Here is a 21,312-nt window from a genome sequence, read left to right as displayed (position 1 = left end):
ACCTCGGGTAGAACCAACTATCCCGCAAATGAACAAGGGCACCTCGGTGCCCTTTGTTTTTCTGTCCGGGCCATCAGCGCGGCGGCGCCGTGTTCGCGCGTATGTTCTTCGCGATCCGGGTGGCCAGCGCGGCGACCGCATCGTCGTAGCTGCGGGCCACCGCCTGCGGCTGCGCCACCAGCTCGCCAAAGCTTCCCCAGCGGTCGCGCGCATTGGCCGGCACGCTGCCGGAAGAATCGCCGCTGGCGTCGGCACCGTAGTAGATGGTCTCAGAGTAGACGGTGTCTCCATCCTTGGCGGTCATCAGATAAGCGCTCAGGTTCACGCGCGGCACATAGTCGGTCGAGAAGCGCGCGGAAGACATGCCGATTTCGTTGAAATAGACGTGCAGCACCGGCTCCGAGGTCGGCAGCAGTCCGTAGTCGATGTTGTCGGGCGAAGCCGCCGGCCTGGAAACACCTTCGAGCGCCTGCGCCTGATAGCCCTGCGCATTCAGCTGCGCGACCAGCGCCGCCGTCATCTTCGGGCCCATGTCCTTGCGGACGGCCTCCATGCGCTCGTTGAATTCAGAGCCCTTGACGCGATCGGCAATCGACTGCCACAGTACCCCGAGCGGGATGCCCTTGTTCTCGGTGTGAAGCTTCTTGATCGGCGCTACCGGAATCACCATGACGCGGGTGACGACGGGAAGCTCTGGCGCAATTGCGGGCCTGGAGCCGCAGCCCGCGAGCGCCAGCAGCCCAGTGAACACCGAGGCCAGCAGCACGCAGTGCGATGCGGAACAAGCGGTCGATCGATCCTTCATTTTTGTTTCCTCCCAATAGACAAGCCGGACACCGAATTGTCGTTTTGCTGATCACGGCACGACCGTGGTCCAGATTCGGAACCGGCACTTTTCTCGCGTTTTGTGGAATGCACCACACAAGCGTCTCGACGGATGCTTCGCCTATGAGTACAAAAGGCGTCCTCCCATCGCGGCACGCCGCCGGACACAATTCGCGAGCCATGCAATACATTCCGCCCAACTACGCCACCCTCTTCGTCGCCACATGCAACCTGCTCAATCTCGCGAACCCGCATCGGGTGTTCTACGAGAACCAGGATCCGTACGACGAACGCGAATACGAGCGCAAGGTCGACTGGATCGGTGAGCGTTTTCGTGCGCTCAATGCCGACGTGCTCGCGGTGCAGGAGGTCTGGGACGAGAGCGCGCTGAAGGCCGCCATTGCGCGCAGCGGCTTGCGCTACGACTTCGTCTCGGTGCCGGGTGCCGAGAACACGCCGCCGCACAACGGCGCACAGGGCACGCCGCGGGTCGGCATTGCCACGCGGCTGCAGGTGGACCGGGTGCAATCATTCGTCGACTTTCCGCCTGGTTTCGGGGTCGAGGTGCCCGGCCTCGGCCCGCACACGCGCTTCGAGCGTCCGCCGCTTCTGGTCACGCTGCGCATGAAGCACGGGCAGCAGGTGCACGTGCTCACGGTGCACCTCAAGTCGAAGCGGCCCAAGTTCCTGCAGGACGCGCAAGGCAATGCCCTGGAAGACCGCGAGGACCGGAAAGTCGGCGTGATGGCGTCGCTGCGCTCGCTCGTCATGCGCGGCGCCGAAGCAGCCGCCCTGCGTTGCATCGTGCTCGACCTGCTGCAGGGTACGAACACGCCGCTGGTGGTGATGGGCGACTTCAACGACGACCCGCACAGCGTCACAACGCAACTAGTGGCCGCCACGTCCGAAGTGGCCTACGACAAGGCTGCGCGCGACGTGGCGCTCTTCAACGCCTACGAAATGCAGGGCGAATCGGCGCTCAAGAAAGACGTGGCCTACTCCCACATCCACCAGGGCTTTCCAGCCGTGCTCGACCAGGTCTTCGTGAGCGAAGAGTTCGTGGCGACGAGCCGCAACAGCCTGGGCGACGTGCGCAGGGTCGACTACTTCAACGACCACCTGCACGAAGGGCGCGACCGCTCGCGCTCGGACCACGGCTTCGTGCGTGCGCTGCTCCGGCTGCGCACGGACTGAGCCGAAAGTCCAATATAAAAGCTCAGGGCATGCGCCGGCCGCTCTGGCGGTCGAACAGGTGCACCCGGTCGACGTCGATTGCAAGACCTATGGTCTCATCGGGCTGCGCGTCGACGCGGCCATGCACCGCCAGCACCAGTTTCGCCTCGCCCACCTGCACCAGCAGTTCGGTCTCGGCGCCCGTGGGCTCGACCACGATCACCTGCGCATTGACGCCGCTGCCGCCGCCCAGCGTGATGTCGCCCGGGCGGATGCCGTAGTGCACCGGCTGGCCATCGGGTGCCGAGGTGCGAGGCGGCACGGGCCAGCGCGCGCCGTGCGCCTCGACGTAGCATTCAGCGCCCGAGCGCCGGACGGTGCCTTCGATCACGTTCATCGACGGCGAGCCGATGAATTGCGCGACGAACAGGTTGTCGGGGCGGTCGTACAGGTCGAGCGGAGTCCCAATCTGCTCGACGATGCCGTCGTGCATCACCACGATGCGGTCGGCCATGGTCATGGCTTCGATCTGGTCGTGCGTCACGTAGACGGTGGTGGTCTTCAGGCGCTGGTGCAGCGCCTTGATCTCGGCGCGCATCGCCACGCGCAGCTTGGCGTCGAGGTTGGAGAGCGGCTCGTCGAACAGGAACACCTTCGGGTCGCGCACGATGGCGCGCCCCATGGCCACGCGCTGGCGCTGGCCGCCCGACAGCTCGCGCGGATAGCGTCCGAGCAGCGGATCGAGGTTGAGGATCTTCGCAGCCCGCGACACGCGCTCGTCGGTCACCGACTTCTCGGCGTTGCGCAGACGCAGGCTGAAGCCCATGTTCTCGCCCACCGTCATGTGCGGATAGAGCGCATAGCTCTGGAACACCATGGCGATGTCGCGGTCCTTCGACTCTAGGTCGTTGACCACGCGGCTGTCGATCATGATCTCACCGCCGCTGATGTCTTCGAGGCCCGCGAGCATGCGCAGCAAGGTCGACTTGCCGCAGCCCGAAGGCCCGACCAGCACCACGAACTCGCCGTCGGTGATGTCGAAGCTAAGGCCCTGGATGATCTGGACCTTGCCGAAGGATTTCTGGATATTGCGAAAGGATACGGAAGCCATTTTTATTCCCAGGGTTCGCTCAACTCTTGACGGCACCGGCGGTGAGCCCGCCCACCATGTAGCGCTTGAAGGCGTAATAGATTGCCGCGGGCGGCAATGCGTAGATGAGGCCCGTGGCCATCAGCAGCTCCCACGGCGAATCGTCGGCCGAGAGGAAGTTGCCGAGCGCCACCGCCAGCGTCACGCTCCTGTCGTTGGACAGCAGCAGGAAGGCGTAGAGGTACTCGTTCCATGCCAGCAGCAGCGAATAGGTGCCCACCGCCACCAGCGACGGCACCATGAGCGGCAGGTACACGAGGCGGAACAGCTGCAGCGGCGAAGCGCCGTCCATGCGCGCGGCCTCGTCGAGCTCGTAGGGCAGCTTGTCCGACGCCTGCTTCAGCACCCAGATGCAGTAAGGCGATGCAATGGTCACCATCGCGAGGATCAGCGCCCACTGGCTGTTGAGCAAGCCATAGTTGCCCATGGTCTTGTACATCGGCACCGCAAGAAAGGCCGCGGGAATGAAGTAGGTGAAGAGCGCCAGGTTCATCACGGTGCGCCCGCCGCGCACGCGTAGCCGGCTGATTGCGAACGCGGCCGTGGTCGCGACGAACAGCGTGAGCGCGCCGACGGACAGCGCGATCAGCAGCGAGTTCCATAGCTGGAGCCAGAAGTGGTCGAGGTAGAAGTGCTTCTGCTGGAACACGATGCGGAAGTTGTCCAGCGTCGGGTTCTTGGGCCACAGGTGGCCCGAGGTCGCGGAGTCCTTCGACGAGATCGCGAAGAGCACCATGTGGTAGACCGGGATCAGCGTCCAGAGCAGCACCGGAATGCCGATCAGCAGCAGCTTGGCCTCGGTCGCTATGGCCTTGGGGGTCCAGCGCTTCATTTCGAAAGCCTTTTCATCATGAAGTAGACAAGCGGCAGCACGAGGGGCAATGCCACCACGATGGAAGCCATCGACAGGTCGACCTGGTCGAGCCGCAGATAGCGGATGCCCAGCGTTGCGAGCACGTGCGTCAGGTCGGCAGGTCCGCCGCCGGTCAGCAGGTAGACGCTGTTGAAGTCACCCAGCGTCCAGATCATCGAAAGAATGAGGGACGTGACGTACAGCGTCTTCAGCGCGGGCCAGCTCACGAAGCGGAACTTCTGCCACGACGAGGCACCGTCCACGGATGCGGCCTCATATTGTTCGGTAGGAATGGCCAGCCGCCCGGCCACCAGGATCAGCGTCCAGAACGGCAGCGACTTCCACACGTGCACCACCATCGCGAAGGCCAGCGCAAGGGTGGGATCGTTGAGCCAATTGGGACCATCCGCGCCCGTCAGGCGGAAGATGGTGCTGTTGATCACGCCCCACTCGGGGTTGAGCATGAAGCGGATCGACAGGATGGTGGGAATCGACGGCATCGCCCATGGCAGGATGAAAATCGCCGAGATGATCTTGATCCACCATCGCGATGTCACGAAGAAGCCCGAGAGCACAAGCGCAATGAGCATCTTGATGTTGATCGCCACGACCAGGAAGATGGCCGTGTTGATCACCGAGCGGAAGAAGATCGGGTCTTCGACCAGCTTGACGTAGCTTTGCGGGTGGCGCGCGAGCCACAGCCCGTACCCCACGGGGTAGAGCACGAAAACCACGAACACCAGCAGGTAGGGCACGACCATGACCGCGCCCCAGAACTGCCAGCGCGCGTGCCGCGCCCCAAGATTGACGGTAGGCGCCGGGAGCGGCGCGGCGGTGGCAGTGGAGCTCATGCGAGTCAGCCCGGTGTAGGTGGTTTTCGAAGAAGCGGCTTACTGCGCCGCGACCGTCTTGATGCGCGCGATCATCTCGTCGACCGCCTTGTCCACCGGCACCTTGTCGGTGACGACGCGGCTCATGGCCTTGGCCCAGACGTTCTCGTTGTTGAGCACAGTGAACTTGTAGTTCTTGGTGAACTCGAAGGTCACGGTGCCGGCGGCGTACTGGTTGAAGACCGAGAGGCGGTGCGGATCGGCTTTCCAGAAGTCACGCTGCTGCGCGGCCTTGGTGACCGGGAACCAGCGGCCCAGCGAACCCTCGACGTACGGCGTGAGGTTTTCTTCCTGCAGCAGGAAGGCGACGAACTCCTTGGCACGGGCCTTGTTCTTGGCGTCCTTGAACACCACGCCGGTCTTCACCGCGCTGCGGTAGACCATCTTGCTGCCGTCCGGCTTGCTCGGGAAACCCGCAGTGCGAATGCGCTCGGTGTAGTTCTTGCGCGCTTCCTCACGCTGCTCGGGCGTGAGCGACGCGTTGTTCGAGTCGTCGAGCCACTTGGCGGCGATGGAGATGGTCGCGTTGTGCGTCATCAGCGTCGTCTTGTTGTGGAACGCGACGTTGTTGTCCGGGTCTTTCCAGCTGGTTGCCGACGGCGGCGTGCAGCCCTTGGTGTAGGGCGTGGTGTAGTCGGTCAGCGCGCCGATCAGGCCGGTGCGGACCTTCGGGTCGTCGACCAGCAACTTGCCGTTGTCGTCCACCAGCTTGACGTTGTACGCGTCCATGAAGGTCAGGAACGAATAGAACGAGTCGCTCGAATCCACGCCCATGGGCATGCCGATGCCGAAGGTGCGCTTGCCGCTCTTCTGGCGGCTGGCGGTTTGCGCCTTCTCGCACCAGAAGGTCCAGTAGTCCTTCCAGGTGGTGGGAATGTCGGTTTCCTTGAGGCCCGCCTCGGTGAGCATGTCGAGCCAGTACTCGACGTGCATCGTCTGCTGCTTGATCGGGAAGGCGTAGTACGCCTTGTTCTTGGTCTGCTCGTTGTAGAGGTACGCGGTCTCCAGCGTGTTGGGCGCAAAGCGGTCCTTCATGGGCGAGAGCACGCTGCTGAGGTCTTCGAGCTTGCCGTCGTAGGCCCACTTGCCCGTGACCTGGAAGTCGTACACGTCGGCGTACGCCACGTCGGGCGGGCTGCCGGAATCGAGCGCGGACACGGTCTTGGGGATCATGTCCTGGATCGGGTACTGCGAGAGTTCGATCTTCACGTTCTTGTTCTTGTCCTCGAACTTCTTGATGGCGGCGAACAACGCATCGTCCTCAGCCTTGTAGAAGCCCTTGACCCACCAGACGGTGAGCTTTTCCTGCGCGGCAGCGGGGCCTGCCGCCGCCAGCAACCCCAGTGCGAATAGCGTCGGCGCTATCAGCGATTTGACGACTTTCATGCTGTCTCCTCTTCTTCGGTGGAAATGCTCGAAACACGAGCGTGGTGAAAAACCTGTTGCAAAAAGCTGCACCGGCCGGCTAATGCGCCTTGAGCCGAGGCGGTGGGCGGCTGAGCCGCGGCAGCCGCCGGCGCGAACCGAGCACGTCTTCGATGTCCTGGCGCGCGCCGTCGATGAGGCGGATGACCGCTCGCTCGGCCTTGGCCGGATCGTGCGCAATCACCGCATCGAGCACCGCGCGGTGCAGCGGCAGCGAGAGCGCGGGACCGTCGGGCTTGGTGGTCGAAATTTCGAAGCTGGTGCGCAAGAGCGCGTTGAGCGCCTTGCTCATCTGCGCCAACATGCGGTTGCGTGCCGCGCTCAACAAGCCGGTGTGAAAGCGCAGGTCGAAGGTGACGTAGTCGCCGCCGTTCTCCACGGCCTCTTTCATGCCGGCGTAGGCGCGTTCGATCTCGTCGATGTCCTCCGGGTTGGCGCGCTCGGCCGCGAGCCGCACAGCCGCTGGCTCGACCACGCGCCGCAAATCCTGCAGGTCGCGCAGGAACTCGGGCGTGAGCCCGGCGCGCGACTGCCAGGTGATGACATCCGGGTCGAACCAGTTCCACTTGTCCTGGGGCAGCACGCGCGTACCCACCTTCGGCCCTGTCACGATGAGGCCCTTGGCGGCGAGCGACTTGATCGCCTCCCGCACCACAGTCCGGCTCACGCCCAGTTCCTCGCCCAGAATGGGTTCAGCCGGGATTGACGCACCGATCGCATAACGGCCGGCCACGACAGCTTCGCCGAGCAGCTCGAGCGTGCGACCGTGGATGTTCTTGATCATGTGCGTGATGTGAAATTTGATATGCCGACGCTCGAAAACACTAAGGGTCCGGCAGGTTCTTCGCACTTATCATATGATGATTGAAATGACTGATCGGCAGGACAAACCCTGAGGTTTGGAGTCGTAAGCGGTCGTAAACGGAGACAACCGATGAGCACTTCCCCCAAGAAAAAATCCAGTGATCTGCGCAGCCAGCAATGGTTTGGCCGCAATGACCGAGACGGTTTCATCTACCGAAGCTGGGTCAAGGGCAAGGGCGTGCCGCATGACCAGTTCGACGGCCGCCCGGTCATCGGCATCTGCAACACTTTCAGCGAGCTCACGCCCTGCAACTCGCACTTCCGCACGCTGGCCGAGCAGGTCAAGATCGGCGTGTACGAGGCGGGCGGTTTCCCGCTCGAGTTCCCGGTGATGTCGCTCGGCGAAACGCTGCTGCGTCCAACGGCCATGCTGTATCGCAACCTCGCGAGCATGGACGTGGAAGAAAGCATTCGCGGCAATCCGCTCGACGGCGTGGTGCTGCTCATGGGCTGCGACAAGACAACGCCCGCCCTCATGATGGGCGCGGCCAGCGTCGACCTGCCGACCATCGGCGTATCTGGCGGGCCGATGCTCTCGGGCAAATGGCGCGGCCAGGAACTGGGCTCGGGCACCGGCGTGTGGCAAATGAGCGAGCAGGTGCGCGCCGGCACGCTCAAGCTGCAAGATTTCTTCGAGGCCGAGAGCTGCATGCACCGCAGCCACGGCCACTGCATGACGATGGGCACCGCGAGCACCATGGCCTGCATGGTGGAGTCGCTGGGCATCGGCCTGCCCGGCAATGCGGCCTACCCGGCCGTGGACGGGCGGCGCAACGTGCTGGCGCGCATGGCCGGCCGGCGCATCGTCGACATGGTGCATGAAGACCTCCACATGTCCAAGATCCTCACGCGCGAGGCCATCGAGAACGCCATCAAGGTGAACGCGGCCATCGGCGGCTCCACCAACCTCGTCATCCACCTGCTGGCCATTGCGGGGCGCATCGGCGTCGACCTCAAACTGGACGACTTCGACCGGCTCGCCTCCGAACTGCCCTGCCTGGTCGACCTGCAGCCCTCCGGCCGCTTCCTTATGGAAGACTTCTGTTACGCAGGCGGGCTGCCGGTGGTCATCAAGGAGATCGCGCAGTACCTGCACAAGGACGTCATCACGGCCAACGGCCAGACGCTCTGGGACAACGTGAAGGACGTCGAGAACTACAACCCGCAGGTGATCCGGCCGCTGGCCGAGCCGTTCAAGGAAAACGCCGGCATCTGCGTGCTGCGCGGCAACCTCGCGCCCAACGGCGCCATCATCAAGCCCAGCGCCGCCACGCCGGAACTGCTGGTGCACAAGGGCCGTGCGGTGGTGTTCGAGAACGCCGACGACTTGCACCAGCGCATCGACGACGAGAACCTCGACATCGATGAGCATTGCATCATGGTGCTGAAGAACTGCGGCCCGCGCGGCTACCCCGGCATGTCCGAGTCGGGCAACATGCCGCTGCCCCCGAAGGTGCTGCGCAAGGGCATCACCGACATGGTCCGCATCAGCGACGCGCGCATGAGCGGCACGGCCTACGGCACCGTGGTGCTGCACACCGCGCCTGAGGCCGCAGCGGGTGGCCCGCTGGCGGTGGTGCAGGACGGCGACATCGTCGAGCTCGACGTGCCCAATCGCAAGCTGCACCTGCATGTGAGCGACGAAGAACTCGCGCGCCGTCTCGAGAAATGGGTTGCGCCCAAGGCGCCGCTCGATTCCGGCTACTGGAAGCTCTACGTCGACACGGTGCTGCAGGCCGACCAGGGCGCCGACCTGGCCTTCCTGCGCGGCCGGCGCGGTGCTTTCGTTCCAAGGGACAATCACTAGCACTGGGGCACACCCCAGGCTTTCCCCATGGAGTCGCATTGACATGAGCAGATTGGTGGCGGTCGACTGGGGCACGAGCTCCTTGCGCGGCGCGCTGCTCGATGCCGGCGGCCGAGTGCTCGAGGAGCGCAGCGATGCGCGCGGCATTCTCAAGGTGTCGGCGGGCGGCTTTCCGGCGGTGTTCGAGTCGCTGTTCGCCGACTGGATGCAGCCCGCGGGCACGCGCTGCCTGATCTCCGGCATGGCCGGCAGCAAGCAGGGCTGGATCGAGGCGCCCTATTGCGCCTGCCCCGCGGGGCGCGTCGAGGTGGGCCACCGGATCATCGACATCGACGTGCGGCCGGGTTCGCGCATTTCCATCGTACCGGGCCTGCGCGACGAGCACGACGGGGTTCCCGATGTCATGCGCGGCGAAGAGGTCCAGATCTTCGGCGCCATGGCGCTCATGGATGTCGACGAAGGGGTCTTCGTGCTGCCGGGCACGCACAACAAGTGGGCCACGGTCAAGAAGGGCCGCGTCAAGGGCTTTCGCACCTTCATGACCGGGGAGTTCTATGCGTTGCTGAGCCAGCACTCGATTCTTGCGCGCACGCTCGATGCCGATGCACCGCTCGATGAGGCCGCCTTCGTGGAAGGCGTCACGCGTTCGGACAACGGCCAGGGCCTGCTTCACAACGCCTTCGGCGCGCGCACGCTGGCGCTGTTCGAGCGCATGCCCACGGAGGAGCTCGCCAGCTATCTCTCGGGTCTCTTGATCGGCGAAGAACTGCGTACCCAATCGCTGCATGCCTCCGGCGAAGTGGTGCTGATCGGCTCCCCCGCGCTCACGCAGCGCTACACACTGGCGCTGCGCGCCACCGGCATCGCCACGCGCACGATGGGCGCCGAAGCCACCTGGGCCGGGCTGCATGCACTGTCCGGTTTTCTCGACGCAGACAGAACCATCTCATGACGACTCCTCAAGAAAAATTCAAGGCCGCGATGCGCGAGCTGCCCCTGGTCGCCATCCTGCGCGGGCTCACGCCGCCCGAGGCCGCCGACGTGGGCGACGCCATCGTCGAGTCCGGCTTCCGGCTGCTCGAAGTGCCGCTCAATTCGCCCAAGCCCTATGCCAGCATCACGCTGATGCGCACGCGCTTTCCCGAGGCCCTGGTGGGTGCCGGCACGGTGCTTGACGTGCAACAGGTGCGCTATGTGCATTCGGCCGGCGGCGAGCTGATCGTGTCGCCCAACTTCAACGCCGAGGTGGTCGCCGAAGCCGTGCGGCTGGGCATGGTCTGCCTGCCCGGAGTGATGACGCCGACCGAAGCCTTCGGCGCACTGGCCGCAGGTGCGACCGGGCTCAAGTTGTTTCCGGCCGAACTGGCATCGCCCGCGGTGGTGAAGGCATTGCTTGCGGTGCTGCCCGCCGGCACGCCGCTGATGCCCGTGGGCGGTATCACGCCCACCAACATGGCCGAATGGCGCGCGGCTGGCGCGTCCGGCTTCGGCATCGGCTCGGCGCTCTACAAGCCCGGCAAGCAGGCGTCGGACGTGCGTGCCGACGCCCAGAGATTCGTCGCTGCCTGCACGGGCGCAATCCACGCCTGAAAAGCTTCACCTCTTCGTCGTTTTCTTCTTCATCCAACATCCACGAGGTCCCGTCGATGTCCGCAGATTCAGACTACGCCAGCCCCGCCGTGCGCAAGTTGCGCGAAGACCTTTCGCTTGCCCTGCGGGCGGCCGCCCACCACGGCCTCTCGGAAGGCGTCTGCAACCACTTCAGCGTGATGCTTCCCGGCGCGCAAGACCGCTACCTGATCAATCCGCGCGGCCTGCACTGGAGCGAAATCGGCCCCGACGACATCGTGCTGATCGACGTGCACGGCGAAGTGCTTGCCGGCCGCCACAGGGTGGAACCGACCGCCCTTTTCATCCACGGCGCAGTGCACCGGCTGACCGGCCACGCGGTCGTGCTGCACTGCCACATGCCCTACGCCACCGCACTCACGCTCACGGCCGATCGCGCGCTCGATCCCACGCTGAGCCAGAACGCGATGCGCTACATGAACCGCATTGCAATCGACGCGGTCTACAACGGCCTGGCGCTCGATGACGCCGAGGGCGAACGCATCGCACGCGCCATGGAAGGAAAGGACGTGGCTTTCCTGGCCAACCACGGCGTGATTGTGGCGGGCGCCACCATTGCGCATGCCTACGACGATCTCTACTATCTGGAACGCGCCAGCCTGCATCAAGTGATCGCGCAGTCGACCGGCAGGCCGCTGATTCCGGTCGACGCGAAGCTGGCTGCGCATGCCGCGGCGCAGATCCAGGGCGAACGCGAGCAGTCCGACCTGTTCTTCGAGGCGCTGCGGCGCATGCTGCCGGCCCCGCCACACGGCTGACGTCCGTTCGGCCGGTTTCGCATCGGAAATGCGGCGCTTACGATGGCGTACCGGCCGCGCAGCGGCTTACAGCTCTTCATCCGATTTCGCTCCAGCCTTACACAACGTTCACATGGAGCCACGACGATAGGGCTTCCAACCACTCCATTGGAGTTGCCATGAAAAAGCTCACTCTCGCAATCGGCGCCGCGGCCCTGCTCTCGCTGGCAGCTCTCAGCGCACCGGCGCAGGCCCAGACCGGCGGCCGCTTTATTCAGACCCAGGTGTATGTGGTGCCCGCACCGCCGCCGCCGCCGCGCCATCAGTACTACGTGGCGCCGCCCCCGCCGCATCACTACTACGGCCCGCGCTACAGCGACCATGACCGATACGAGCATCGGCATCGCCGCTGGGAAGAGCGTCGCTACGGCCGTCGGGACGATGACGGCGACGGCGTGCCCAACCGCTACGACCGCCGGCCCGAGAATCCGTACCGCTACTGATTCTTCGGAGCACGAGGCCCGGGCCTGTGCGGCGGCAGATGCCGCCGCATAGCCTGGCGAATCGCCGGCAGGCCTCGTGTCTGTTCAGGCTTGCGCCACGCGCCGCAGCAGCCCGGCGGTGGTGCGCGGCCAGCCCACGCGGCCGAACCATGCGCCGCCCGCAATGGCCGAAGCGATGACCGTGCCGTACAGCACCATCGCAACACCCTGCGCCGCAAAGACGCCGGTCAGTCCCCCGCCCGCGCGAAAGACGAGCCAGCCGCCGATGCCCGCCACCGAAAGACGCGTCAGGTTGCCCAGCACCGGCCACAGCAGGCGCCCTGCCCCTTGCGAGGCGAAATACAGCACCAGCCCGACGCCGAAGAAGCCATAGAGCGGCCCCACCAGCCGCAGGTAGTGTGTACCCGTTTCGAGCATGGCGGGGTCGCTGCCGAACAGCAGTAGCCAGGGCCGCGGAAACAGTGCCGCCGCCAGGCCGATGCTTTCGGTGAGCACAAAGGCAATGGCCGCGCCGGCCCAGGTGGCGCGCAGCGCGCGTTCACGCTGGCCGGCGCCCATGCAGGTGCCGACCATGGCGACCAGCGGCGCGCCCAGGCCAAACACCAGCGGCACCAGCAGATATTCGAGCCGCGACGCGGTGCCATAGCCTGCCAACGCACCCGGTCCGAAATGGCCGGTCAATGCGGTGGCGGTGCCGATCGACAGGTTGGTGGCCACGGTCGCCACGGCGGCCACCAGGCCGACGCGCAGGATCTCACGGAACAGCGGCCAACGCAGTTTCAGCGCCGCGAGCGTAGGGCGCAGCAGGCTGCGTGGCGACCGCAGGTAGACGATGAGCGCCACCGAGCCCAACAGGTAGTACAGCAGCAGCGCCATCGCGCCGCCCGCAATGCCCATGCCCGGCAGCGGCCCCCAACCGAAGATCAAAATCGGCGACGCGGGAATGAGGAACAGCACGCCCACCACCGTCACGTTCGCCGGCACCGACATGTTGCCGGTGCCGCGGATGACGGCCGAAAGCGAGTTGAAGAGCCACACCAGCACCGCGCCCGCGAACACCCAGTTCGAATAGGTCAGGGCCGCATCCAATGCCGCGCCGGTGCCGCCCATGACGCCGTACAGCCGGCGTCCGCCGAGCAACAGCGCGAGCGAGAAGCACAGGCCGAACCCGAGCGCGATGACCACCGCGTGCCACACCAGCGCATCGGCGTCGGCGCGGCGGCGCGCACCCAGCGCACGGGCAATCGACGAGGCGATGCCGCCGCCCATGGCGCCGCTCGAGGTCATCTGCATCAGCATGACGACGGGGAACACCAGCGCCATGCCCGCCAGCGCATTGGTGCCCAGCTTGCCGACAAAGTAGGTTTCGATGAGCCCCACGGAGGCTTGCGCCAGCATCACGAGCACATTGGGCGCGGCCAGGCGCAGCAGCGTCGGCACGATCGGCGCTTCGAGCATGCGGCGCGTGCGCGGATCGAGTTCTTGGCTCATTCATTCACCTCCGTGCTGTGCACCGTGGTGCGCGCTCACGCCGCCGCCAGCTTCGAACGCACGAGCCGCGCTTCGCGGATCGGCAGGTGCACCAGCGCGGCGCCCGCGGCGAGCGCGATGTCGATGTACCAGACGATGTCGTAGTTGCCCGTGGCCTGGAAGACATAGCCGCCCAGGAACGCACCCAGGAAGCCGCCGACCTGGTGCGCCAGCATCACTATGCCGAACAGCATCGCCATGTTGGCCGGCCCGAACATCTTGGCGACGAGGCCGGCGGTCGGCGGCACGGTCGACAGGAAGGTCACACCCATCACGGCGGCGAACACCAGCATGACCACGGTCGTCTTCGGCGCCAGCAGGAACACCAGCACGGCGATGGCGCGTGTGGCATAGACCATTGAAAGCAGCGACTTCATGCGCCAGCGCCCCACGGCCCAGCCCATCGCAAGGCTGCCGACGATGTTGAAAAGCCCGATCATCGCGAGCGCCCAGCCACCGACTTCAGCCGGCAGCCCGCAGGCTGCGACGACGCCGGGCAAGTGCGTGGCAAGGAAAGCGACGTGAAAGCCGCAAACCAGGAAGCCCAGACTCAGGTAGCGGAAGCTGGGCGTCGCGAGCGCCTGGCCGATGGCTTGGCGCGCACTCAGCGGCTTTGTGCCCGATGCGGCCGCTGAAGCCGCGGCCATCGCGTTCGAATTGCCCTTGAGCACCCATGCGGCCGGCAGCGCCAGCAGCACCAGCACGCCGAGCCACTGCATGGCGCCGGCCCAGCCCACGGCCGCCGTCAGGCCAACGGCGATCGGCGCCATCGCAAACTGTCCGAAGGAGCCGCCGGCATTCACCATGCCTGTGGCCAGGCCGCGCTTGTTCGCCGGCACCAGGCGCGTGGTCGCGGCCATCAGCACCGAAGGGCCCGCCATGCCGGCGCCGCCGGCCGCGAGCACGCCGATGGCGAAGATCAGGCCCGCCGTGCTCGTCATGAGCGGCGTGATGAGCGTGCCGACGGCCACCAGCAGCACGCCGATGAACACCACGCGTCCGGTTCCGATGCGATCGGCCACGGCGCCAGCAAAGGGTTGCGTGAGTCCCCACCAGAGCTGCCCGAACGCGAACGCGAGGCTGATGCTGCCGATGCCGAGCGCGGTCGAGGTGTTGAGCGCCGAGAGGAACAGCCCCATCGTCTGGCGCACGCCCATCGTGAGCGCGAAAGCGCCCGCGGCTGCCAGCAGCACGAGCCACAGCGCATGGCGCCGCAAAGAGGTTTCATTCATCGCGGGCTCCTGTTTGGTCTTCCGGCTGTCCATCGCCCAGCCCTGCGCGCTGCAGCAGTTCCAGGCTCTCGTCGAGAAGGGTATGCAGCGCCAGCACGCGCTCCGTGCCGAGGATGTCGTTGAGCGCCAGTTGCGCGCCGTGCCACAGGCGCTGCGCCTCGGCTCGCTTCTCGCGGCCTGTATCGGTGATCGCCAGCATGCGACTGCGCGCATCGGGGCCCTCGGTCTGCACCAGGAAGCCCGCCGCCAGCAGAGGCTTGAGATTGCGCGTGAGCGTGGAGGCGTCGACGTTCATCTCGCGCGCCAGGTCGACCGGGCGCAGCGGCCCGAAATGCAGCACGTGCGAGAGCAGTGAATACTGCGTGGTCTTGAGCCCGCTGGGCGCAACGTGCGCGTCATAGAGGCGCGACGCCAGCCGGGAGAGCCTGCGCAGGCGGAAATTGGTACATCCTTGGGGCTTCAGCTGAGGCTTCAGAGCGGTGTTCATGGTTTCATTGTAGCTACAATGATTGTATATGCAACTATCAAGGATTTTTTCATGAGCGAGCCCCACTCCATCGACGCCTGGATCGCCCAAGAGGCAGAGGTCGTCCAACGCCTCGATGCGGGACCCGGCCCTGGCCTGGCACGGCCTGAGCAGATCGCCGGCAAGACCGGGCTCGAAATGATGCAGGCCATGCTGAAGGGCGAAATCCCCTATGCCGCTATCGCCAAGACGCTCGATTTCACTCTTCTTTCGGTGAGCCGCGGCGTGGCCGTGTTCCAGGGCACGCCGCTGCCGCAACACCTGAACCCGCTCGGCACCATCCACGGCGGCTGGATTGCCACCGTTCTCGATTCTGCGCTGGGCTGCTCGGTCCACACCATGATGCCGGCAGGCCGCGCCTACACGACGGCCGAGCTGAGCGTGAACTACGTGAAGGGCATCACACCCAAGGTGCAGCGGGTTCGCGCCGAGGGCAAGGTGATCCACTGTGGCCGGCAGCTCGCCACTGCCGAGGCGCGGCTCGTCGGACCCGACGGCACGCTGTACGCGCACGCCACCACCACCTGCCTCGTTTTCGAGATGCCCGCGCCGCGCTGAACCGGGATTTGCCGCCATGCCCTCGACTCCCCACGATCCCACGCTTGCACCGGCCTTCAAGGCCCTGCTCGACGAGCGCTACAGCTGCCGGGGCTACCTGGCGGAGCCGGTCCCGCGCGAAACGATCAAAGCCATCCTGCAGCTGGCGCAGCGCACCGCGTCATGGTGCAACTCGCAGCCCTGGCAGGTGATCGTGACCGGCGCCGCGGCCACCGAGCGGCTGCGCCAGGCCTTCGACTCCGAGGAAGCAGCTGCCGATGCTGCGTTCGATATCGCACCTCCCGCGGAGTACCGCGGCGTGTACCGCGAGCGCCGGCGCGAATGCGGCTTCCAGCTGTACGAAAGCGTCGGCGTGGCGCGCGGCGACCGCGAAGCCTCGGAGCGGCAGGCGCGGAAGAACTTCAGGTTCTTCGGCGCGCCGCACCTGGCCCTCGTCACCACCGAAGCGCTGCTCGGCACCTACGGCGCGGTGGACTGCGGCGCCTACGTCAACAACTTCGTGCTCGCGGCGCGCAGCCTGGGTGTGGCCAGCATCGCCCAGGCGGCCGTGGCCTCGCGCGCGAAATTCCTGCGTCGCTGGTTCGACATTCCGGACGATCGCCAAGTGGTGTGCGGCATCGCGTTCGGCTACGAGGATCCCTCGCATCCGGCCAATCGCTTCCGTACGACGCGCGCGCCGCTGGAACAGGTCTGCCGCTGGGTGGATTGAACGCGTAGCAGTGAACGTCTGGCGCGGCAGCTTCATCCGGGTAGTCCTGCGCCGTGTAAGTGCAAGGACGTAAAAAGCTCCCCACGGGCAGTGATAATGATTCTCATCGTCAGTCGCGTGGCTGCGATGCTTTTTCAAAACACGTCTCTGCACCTGGAGGATCCTTCATGACCGACCGCTTCGGCGTCCAAGGCCGCGCCGCCCGCGCACTGATCGGCGTCTCCGCCGCCTGGCTGGCGGCCGCCGCCCTGCCCGCCTACGCCGCCAACGACGAACTCACGCTCTACACGACGCGCGAGCCCGCGTTGATCCAACCGCTGATCACCGCCTTCAGCACGCAGAGCAACATCAAGGTCAACACCGTGTTCGTGAAGGACGGCCTGCTGGAGCGCGTCAAGGCAGAAGGCGCGCGCTCGCCGGCCGACGTGTTGATGACGGTGGACATCGGCAACCTGATGGACCTGGTCGACGGCGGCGTGACCCAGCCGGTGAAGTCGGCCGCGCTCGAATCGGCCGTGCCCGCCAACTTGCGCGGCGCCGACGGGCAATGGTTTGCACTCTCGCTGCGCGCGCGCGTGCTCTACGCCGACAAGAACCAGCCGCTCACCAGCTTCCGCTATGAAGACCTGGCCAACCCGAAGTGGAAGGGCAAGGTCTGCATCCGCGCGGGCCAGCATCCCTACAACACTGCGCTGGTCGCGGCGATGATCGCGCACGACGGCGAGGCCAAGACCGAACAATGGCTGCGCGGCGTCAAAGCCAATCTGGCCCGCAAGGCCACGGGCGGCGACCGCGACGTGGCGCGCGACATCCTCGGCGGCATCTGCGACATCGGCCTGGCGAACTCCTACTACGTCGGCCAGATGAAGGGCTCCAAGGAAGGCACCGATGCGCGCAAATGGGGCGACGCGATCAAGGTGGTCCGCCCGACCTTCGCCAGCGCAAAGAGCGGCGGCACCCACGTCAATATCAGCGGCGCGGCCGTGGCCAAAAACGCGCCGCAACGCGCCAACGCGGTCAAGCTGCTCGAGTTCCTGGTGTCGGAGCCGGCGCAGACGCTCTACGCGCAAGCCAACTACGAGTACCCGGTGCGCAAGGGCGTGGCGCTCGACCCGATCATCGGCGAGACGATCGGCGAGCTGAAGGCCGACACGCTGCCGGTGGCCGAGATCGCCAAGTACCGCAAGCAAGCCAGCGCTTTGGTGGACAAGGTCGGCTTCGATCAGTGACCGAGATGGCCGGGCACGCGTTCCTGGTGCCCGAATGCTGATCGGGCAGCGCCACTTGCCGGGCCTGCATGCTGCAGGCCCGCTCTGGCGCTCGGCCTCGTTCGCCATCGCCGTCGGTGTGCTGGCGCCGGTGCTCACGCTGGCGTGGCTGGCATTCGGCTCCGGCGTGGGGCACTGGGGGCCGCTGTTCGCGCACGTGTTGCCGCGGGCCGCACTCAACACCGCCGTGCTGCTGGCGGGCGTTGGCACGCTGGTACTGGTGATCGGCACCGGCTGCGCCTGGCTGGTCACGGCCTGCGACTTTCCGGGCCGGCGCGTACTGCACTGGGCCCTGCTGCTGCCGCTGGCAATGCCGACCTACATCGTCGCTTTTGCCTACCTCGATCTGCTGCACCCAATCGGCCCGGTGCAGGGCGCGATCCGCTGGGCGCTGGGCTTCGACAGCCCCCGCCAGTTCCGCCTGCCCGACTTGCGCTCGATGCCGGGCGCGATCTTCGTGCTCGGCTTCGTGCTCTATCCCTACGTCTACATGACCGCGCGTGCCATGTTCATGACGCAGCCCGCGCACCTGATGGAGGCTGCCCGCACCTTGGGCGAGAGCCGACGGGGCGCGTTCTTTCGCGTGGCGTTACCGCTGGCACGGCCGGCGCTTGCCGTGGGCCTGAGCCTCGCGCTGCTTGAGACGCTGAACGACATCGGCGCTTCGGAATTCCTGGGCATCAATACACTCACGGTCGCGGTCTACACCACGTGGATCACCCGCTCCGACCTGGCCGGCGCCGCGCAGATCGCCTGCGCCATGCTGTTCGTGGTGGTCGCGCTGGTCTGGCTCGAACGCAATGGCCGCCAGCACCAGCGCTTCGGTTCGGCGCAACGCATGCGCGCCATACAGCCCCGCCGCCTGCACGGCGCTGCCTCCTGGCTCGCAACCGCCATCGCCACGCTGCCGGTGCTGATCGGGTTCGTGGCGCCGGCCCTCTATCTCGTCTTTGAAAGCGCCAAGCGGCTGCACCAGGGCGGCGGCGTATCGCAGGGCCTGCTCGCAAGCCTCGGCAACACGCTGGCCCTGGCGGCCGGCGTCACGCTCGTGGCGGTGGCCGCGGGATTGGTCGTCGCATGGGCAGCGCGCAGCCAGGGCTCGCGCCCCAACCGCGCGCGCTGGCAGGCGCGCGTGGCCACGCTGGGCTATGCGGTGCCGGGCACGGTGCTCGCCATCGGCCTGCTCACGCCGGCGCTTGCGGTCGACGCGGCGCTGGCCAACCTGCTCGGCCTGCAAGGCCTGCCGCTCATGGGTGCGGGCATCGTGCTGGTGGTGGCCTGCGCGATCCGCTTCCTCGCCATGCCGGTCGGCGGGATCGAAGCCGGGCTGGCGCGTATTCCGCCCGCCATCGAACAGGCCTCGCGGCTGCTGGGCGAGACCAGCGGCGGCACGCTGCGGCGCGTGCACCTGCCGCTTCTGCAGCCCGCCATTGCGACCGGTGCACTGCTGGTCTTTGTCGACGCCATGAAGGAGCTGCCCGCCACGCTGCTGCTGCGGCCCGCCAATTTCGACACCCTGGCCACCTGGCTCTATGCCGAGGCCGCTCGCGGCACGTATGAAGAGGGCGCCATTGCCGCACTCGCCATCGTCGCGGTGGGCCTGCTGCCGGTGATGCTGCTGGCGCGCAATCAACTGGGCACGCCATCGGCCCTGCCCGGTCCGGACAAGACATGAGTTCCCCTCTTTCCATCGAATCGATCCAGCTCGCCTACGAAACACCGCGCGGCCTGCACACCGTGGTGAGCGACTTCTCGCTGTCGCTGCCCGCAGGTGAAATTGCATGCCTCTTCGGACCTTCGGGGTGCGGCAAGACCACGGTGCTGCGCGCGATTGCGGGCTTCGAGCCGCTGCGAGCCGGCTCCATCCGGCTCGGCGAAGTGCTGCTCTCTTCGCGAGAGGTGCACCTGCCGCCCGAGCAACGGCACGTGGGCATGATGTTCCAGGAATACGCGCTGTTTCCTCATCTGTCGGCGGGCCAGAACGTGGCCTTCGGCCTCCGCCGTTCGAGCCGTGCGTTGCAGCAGGCGCGCGTGGCCGAGATGCTGGCGCTGGTCGGCCTGGCCGATGCCGGCGAGCGCTTTCCGCATGAGTTGTCGGGCGGCCAGCAGCAGCGCATTGCGCTGGCCCGCGCGCTGGCACCGTCACCTGCGCTGCTATTGCTCGACGAGCCCTTTTCGAACCTCGACGGCGGCACGCGCGAGCGCCTGACGGCGGAGGTGCGCGGCATCCTCAAACGCGCCGGCCAGACCGCCATCCTGGTCACCCACAACGAGGCCGAGGCCCACGCCATGGCCGACCGCGTCGGGGTGATGCACGGGGGCAGGATCACGCACTGGCTGGATACCGCTCAATAGCACAAGCGGCCCATTTGGCGAATGGGCTTTTCGGGAAAAGGTTGTTCGGGGCCGCAAGAATCGCGGCGCACTCCCTTCACTTTTTTCTTCCGGAAACGCAACCGCCATGTCCAAGCCACTCACCCTCGTCAGCCACCTGCTGTGCCCTTATGTGCAGCGCGCGGCCATCGCACTGGCCGAAAAGAACGTGCCGTTCGAGCGCGTCGTGATCGACCTTGCCAACAAGCCCGATTGGTTCGTCGCCATCTCGCCGCTCGGCAAGGTGCCGCTGCTGCGGCTTCAGCGGCCCGACGGCAGCGAAGCGGTGCTGTTCGAGAGCAACGTGATCTGCGAATACTTGGAAGAAACGCAGCCGGGGCCGCGCCTGCATCCCGAAGACCCGCTCACCCGCGCCGAGCACCGCGCGTGGATGGAATTCGGCTCGGCCATCCTCGGCGACCTGTGGGGCTACGAAACCACGCGCGATGCCGAAGTGTTCGAGCAGAAGCGCCTGGCGCTGGCCGCCAAGTTCGAGCGCGTCGAAGCCGCGCTGGGGGCGGGGCCCTTCTTCGCGGGCGTCCATTTCAGCCTGGTGGACGCCGTCTTTGCGCCGATCTTTCGCTACTTCGAAGTGTTCGATGAGATCAGCAACTCACACATCTTCGACGCCTTGCCGAAGGTGAACGCATGGCGCCATGCGCTGGCGGTGCGCCCCAGTGTGCAGAGCGCCGTGGTGCCGGAGTATCCGCAGCACCTGCGCGAGTTCTTGCGCAAGCACGAGGCGCACTTGCTCGAGCTCGCGCAATAACGAAAATCGGCGTTCCTTCCCCTCACCAGAAATACCACGAGATGCGATTCCTCCACACCATGCTGCGCGTCGGCAACCTCCAGCGCTCGATCGACTTCTACACCCAGGTGCTGGGCATGAACCTGCTGCGCACCTCGGAGAACCCCGAGTACAAATACAGCCTCGCCTTCCTCGGCTACGGCAACGGCAACCCCGAGCAGGCCGAGATCGAGCTGACCTACAACTGGGGCACAGAAAACTACGAGCTGGGCACCGCCTACGGCCACATCGCGCTTGGCGTGCCCGACGCCTATGCCGCCTGCGAGAAGATCAAGGCAGCCGGCGGCAAGGTCACGCGAGAAGCCGGCCCGGTGAAGGGCGGCACCACGGTGATCGCCTTCGTGACCGATCCCGATGGCTACAAGGTCGAATTGATACAAGACAAATCGAAAGTCGACGGCCGGCCGGGAGCCGGAGCCGACGCATTGCGCGCCTCTTAGCCCCGCGCTGCG

The 21,312-nt window shown here is 66.1% G+C and carries 22 protein-coding genes; 13 read left to right on the top strand and 9 right to left on the bottom strand.

The genetic code is table 11. The annotated features are described in order from the left end of the window. Positions 1-73 precede the first annotated feature (73 nt). A complete protein-coding gene (locus tag BLR24_RS09195) occupies positions 74-805 on the bottom strand; it encodes a hypothetical protein (RefSeq protein ID WP_254787218.1) in 732 nt (243 codons plus the stop codon). A 200-nt stretch (positions 806-1,005) separates the two neighbouring features. On the opposite strand from BLR24_RS09195, the gene BLR24_RS09190 reads away from it, so the two are divergent. After that, positions 1,006-2,019: an endonuclease/exonuclease/phosphatase family protein gene (locus BLR24_RS09190; RefSeq protein WP_093015951.1), complete on the top strand. Its 1,014-nt coding sequence runs from the start codon at positions 1,006-1,008 to the stop codon at positions 2,017-2,019. A gap of 22 nt (positions 2,020-2,041) precedes the next feature. Here the strand turns inward: BLR24_RS09190 and BLR24_RS09185 are convergent, their stop codons facing one another. The 5 genes from BLR24_RS09185 to BLR24_RS09165 form a co-directional block, all read right to left on the bottom strand. Further along, positions 2,042-3,109, bottom strand: a complete 1,068-nt coding sequence (locus BLR24_RS09185; protein ID WP_093015948.1) for an ABC transporter ATP-binding protein — start codon at positions 3,107-3,109, stop codon at positions 2,042-2,044. A 19-nt stretch (positions 3,110-3,128) separates the two neighbouring features. After that, the gene (locus BLR24_RS09180) at positions 3,129-3,980 is read right to left on the bottom strand and encodes a carbohydrate ABC transporter permease (protein WP_093015945.1); all 852 of its coding nucleotides are present in this window, start codon (positions 3,978-3,980) and stop codon (positions 3,129-3,131) included. Beyond that, positions 3,977-4,852: a carbohydrate ABC transporter permease gene (locus BLR24_RS09175; RefSeq protein ID WP_093015941.1), complete on the bottom strand. Its 876-nt coding sequence runs from the start codon at positions 4,850-4,852 to the stop codon at positions 3,977-3,979. Before BLR24_RS09175 ends, BLR24_RS09180 begins: the two co-directional genes overlap by 4 nt. A 39-nt stretch (positions 4,853-4,891) precedes the next feature. Next, positions 4,892-6,277 carry an ABC transporter substrate-binding protein gene (locus BLR24_RS09170; RefSeq protein WP_093015938.1) on the bottom strand — a complete coding sequence of 462 codons (1,386 nt, stop codon included), beginning with the start codon at positions 6,275-6,277 and terminating at the stop codon, positions 4,892-4,894. Between the two features lie 79 nt (positions 6,278-6,356). After that, positions 6,357-7,100 carry a FadR/GntR family transcriptional regulator gene (locus tag BLR24_RS09165; RefSeq protein WP_093015935.1) on the bottom strand — a complete coding sequence of 248 codons (744 nt, stop codon included), beginning with the start codon at positions 7,098-7,100 and terminating at the stop codon, positions 6,357-6,359. A gap of 150 nt (positions 7,101-7,250) precedes the next feature. On the opposite strand from BLR24_RS09165, the gene BLR24_RS09160 reads away from it, so the two are divergent. From BLR24_RS09160 to BLR24_RS09140, 5 genes are all read left to right on the top strand, one after another. Then, a complete protein-coding gene (locus tag BLR24_RS09160) occupies positions 7,251-8,987 on the top strand; it encodes an IlvD/Edd family dehydratase (protein ID WP_093015931.1) in 1,737 nt (578 codons plus the stop codon). A 43-nt stretch (positions 8,988-9,030) separates the two neighbouring features. Continuing rightward, positions 9,031-9,939 carry a 2-dehydro-3-deoxygalactonokinase gene (locus BLR24_RS09155; protein WP_093015928.1) on the top strand — a complete coding sequence of 303 codons (909 nt, stop codon included), beginning with the start codon at positions 9,031-9,033 and terminating at the stop codon, positions 9,937-9,939. Beyond that, a complete protein-coding gene (locus tag BLR24_RS09150; protein WP_093015925.1) occupies positions 9,936-10,577 on the top strand; it encodes a 2-dehydro-3-deoxy-6-phosphogalactonate aldolase in 642 nt (213 codons plus the stop codon). Before BLR24_RS09155 ends, BLR24_RS09150 begins: the two co-directional genes overlap by 4 nt. 38 nt (positions 10,578-10,615) lie before the next feature. Beyond that, positions 10,616-11,374, top strand: coding sequence for an aldolase (locus BLR24_RS09145; RefSeq protein WP_302848497.1), 759 nt, complete (start codon positions 10,616-10,618; stop codon positions 11,372-11,374). Between the two features lie 158 nt (positions 11,375-11,532). Further along, positions 11,533-11,856 carry a hypothetical protein gene (locus tag BLR24_RS09140; RefSeq protein ID WP_093015919.1) on the top strand — a complete coding sequence of 108 codons (324 nt, stop codon included), beginning with the start codon at positions 11,533-11,535 and terminating at the stop codon, positions 11,854-11,856. Between the two features lie 84 nt (positions 11,857-11,940). Here the strand turns inward: BLR24_RS09140 and BLR24_RS09135 are convergent, their stop codons facing one another. From BLR24_RS09135 to BLR24_RS09125, 3 genes are read right to left on the bottom strand one after another with little or no spacing between them, the layout of a single operon-like run. Continuing rightward, the gene (locus BLR24_RS09135) at positions 11,941-13,347 is read right to left on the bottom strand and encodes an MATE family efflux transporter (protein WP_093015916.1); all 1,407 of its coding nucleotides are present in this window, start codon (positions 13,345-13,347) and stop codon (positions 11,941-11,943) included. A gap of 35 nt (positions 13,348-13,382) precedes the next feature. After that, the gene (locus tag BLR24_RS09130) at positions 13,383-14,618 is read right to left on the bottom strand and encodes an MFS transporter (protein ID WP_093015913.1); all 1,236 of its coding nucleotides are present in this window, start codon (positions 14,616-14,618) and stop codon (positions 13,383-13,385) included. Then, complete coding sequence (locus tag BLR24_RS09125; protein WP_093015910.1) at positions 14,611-15,105, bottom strand: MarR family winged helix-turn-helix transcriptional regulator; 495 nt, start codon at positions 15,103-15,105, stop codon at positions 14,611-14,613. The genes BLR24_RS09130 and BLR24_RS09125 overlap by 8 nt, the downstream gene beginning before the upstream one ends. A gap of 51 nt (positions 15,106-15,156) precedes the next feature. On the opposite strand from BLR24_RS09125, the gene BLR24_RS09120 reads away from it, so the two are divergent. The 7 genes from BLR24_RS09120 to gloA all read left to right on the top strand — a co-directional run bounded on the left by BLR24_RS09120 (position 15,157) and on the right by gloA (position 21,300). Next, positions 15,157-15,702 carry a PaaI family thioesterase gene (locus BLR24_RS09120; RefSeq protein WP_093015907.1) on the top strand — a complete coding sequence of 182 codons (546 nt, stop codon included), beginning with the start codon at positions 15,157-15,159 and terminating at the stop codon, positions 15,700-15,702. A gap of 16 nt (positions 15,703-15,718) precedes the next feature. Continuing rightward, positions 15,719-16,411: a nitroreductase gene (locus tag BLR24_RS09115; RefSeq protein ID WP_093015904.1), complete on the top strand. Its 693-nt coding sequence runs from the start codon at positions 15,719-15,721 to the stop codon at positions 16,409-16,411. A gap of 167 nt (positions 16,412-16,578) precedes the next feature. Next, positions 16,579-17,640 (top strand): Fe(3+) ABC transporter substrate-binding protein, encoded by a 1,062-nt coding sequence (locus BLR24_RS09110; protein ID WP_093015901.1) that lies wholly within the window; start codon positions 16,579-16,581, stop codon positions 17,638-17,640. A gap of 34 nt (positions 17,641-17,674) precedes the next feature. Beyond that, on the top strand, positions 17,675-19,354 hold the full coding sequence (locus BLR24_RS09105; protein WP_093015898.1) for an ABC transporter permease: 1,680 nt from the start codon (positions 17,675-17,677) through the stop codon (positions 19,352-19,354). Next, the gene (locus tag BLR24_RS09100; protein WP_093015895.1) at positions 19,351-20,034 is read left to right on the top strand and encodes an ABC transporter ATP-binding protein; all 684 of its coding nucleotides are present in this window, start codon (positions 19,351-19,353) and stop codon (positions 20,032-20,034) included. Before BLR24_RS09105 ends, BLR24_RS09100 begins: the two co-directional genes overlap by 4 nt. Before the next feature lie 106 nt (positions 20,035-20,140). Next, positions 20,141-20,821 (top strand): glutathione S-transferase family protein, encoded by a 681-nt coding sequence (locus BLR24_RS09095; protein WP_093015892.1) that lies wholly within the window; start codon positions 20,141-20,143, stop codon positions 20,819-20,821. Positions 20,822-20,862: 41 nt separating this feature from the next. Beyond that, positions 20,863-21,300: a lactoylglutathione lyase gene (gene gloA / locus BLR24_RS09090; protein WP_093015889.1), complete on the top strand. Its 438-nt coding sequence runs from the start codon at positions 20,863-20,865 to the stop codon at positions 21,298-21,300. Positions 21,301-21,312 lie beyond the last annotated feature (12 nt).

The sequence above is a fragment of the Variovorax sp. OV700 genome (assembly GCF_900099805.1).
Taxonomy (GTDB): Bacteria; Pseudomonadota; Gammaproteobacteria; order Burkholderiales; family Burkholderiaceae_C; genus Variovorax.
The sequence above is the reverse complement of the archived record's forward strand: the minus strand, read 5'-3'. Positions and strand labels throughout refer to the sequence as shown.